Here is a 624-nt window from a genome sequence, read left to right as displayed (position 1 = left end):
TGTAAAAGCATAATTATCTATTATCACTGCGTCAACGTAAACGTTTACTACAATAAATAAAAAATCTAGGAGGAATAAATGATGAAAAATAAAGAAAAATGGAGTGGAGTATTTCCTGCAGTACTTATCCCTTTTAAAGATGACTATTCTATCGATGAGCCGGAGTTTCGTAAATTAGTTCGCTGGGTTGCAAGCCACGAAGGAGTTAATGGTATCGTTGTAAACGGACATACAGGAGAAATTATGACATTACTTCCTGAAGATCGTGCAGAAGCAGTACGAATCGCTGCGGATGAACTGCAAGGTCGAATTCCTGTTATTTCAGGAGTATCAGCTGAGGGAACAATTGAAGCGATCCAACATGCTCAAGCAGTTGAAAAGGCAGGAGGAGAAGGAATTCTGTTAATGCCGCCACACTCATGGTTAAGATTTGGTATGCAGCCAGAATCAACAGTTCAGTTTTTTAAAGATGTAGCTGAAGCAATTAACATTGGGATTGTTGTCCATCAATACCCAACTTGGACAAAATCTTCTTACACAACGGATCAATTATTAGAAATGGCTAAAATTCCAAACGTTGTCTCGTTTAAAATCGGCCAAAGAGATATGGCACAATACGAAGTA

The 624-nt window shown here is 38.3% G+C and carries 1 protein-coding gene; it reads left to right on the top strand.

Features of this window, described 5'->3' with window-relative positions; all coding sequences use genetic code 11:
* Window positions 1–81: 81 nt before the first annotated feature.
* A partial coding sequence (locus ACJ2A9_RS23730) for a dihydrodipicolinate synthase family protein (protein ID WP_441424118.1) occupies window positions 82–624 on the top strand: 543 nt, incomplete at its 3' end.

It is taken from the genome of Anaerobacillus sp. MEB173 (genome assembly GCF_052119505.1).
GTDB lineage: Bacteria > Bacillota > Bacilli > Bacillales > JBJMAU01 > JBJMAU01.
Note: the sequence above shows the minus strand (reverse complement) of the source record. Positions and strands in the feature narration are given on the sequence as shown.